The sequence below is a fragment of the Mesorhizobium sp. M7A.F.Ca.US.010.02.1.1 genome, from assembly GCF_004023085.1.
Taxonomy (GTDB): domain Bacteria; phylum Pseudomonadota; class Alphaproteobacteria; order Rhizobiales; family Rhizobiaceae; genus Mesorhizobium.
The window spans coordinates 1-400 of the sequence record NZ_RZRV01000150.1 but is presented as its reverse complement, the minus strand read 5'-3'; the positions used below and the strand labels follow the sequence as shown (position 1 = coordinate 400).

The window sequence follows — 400 nt, the reverse complement described above, 5'->3', positions numbered from 1 at the left end:
GTTCGGCAACCGCGTCGCGCTGCCGTTGACGCGCTATGCCTATGATCGCTTCGCCGATCTTCTCTATGCCTGGAACCGGCGCAAGGGTCGCTGGTAGCCGGCACAGACATCCTTCATCGAAAGGCCGGAACTGACTCCGGGCCGCAAATGCGCGCCTTCAATCCTGCGGCGCGGAATTAAGTTACATCGTAAGATATATCTTGATTCAATCGTCTCACACGCCTAATTAAGATATATCGTAAGACATAACTCAAGGAGCAGACAATGCACAGACATCATCATTTCGGGGAGCGCGCCGAGCGCGTTTTCATGCATATGGCCGGCAAGTTCGGCGGCCGTGGCGGCGGCTTCGGCCCATTTGGCCACGGCATGAGGGGCGGCGGCCGCGGCGGGCCGGGCG

At 59.2% G+C, this 400-nt stretch carries 1 pseudogene; it reads left to right on the top strand.

The features are described 5' to 3' along the window. A pseudogene (locus EOA19_RS36335) lies at positions 1–97 on the top strand (thiol-disulfide oxidoreductase); the annotation flags it as partial. Positions 98–400: the final 303 nt, after the last annotated feature.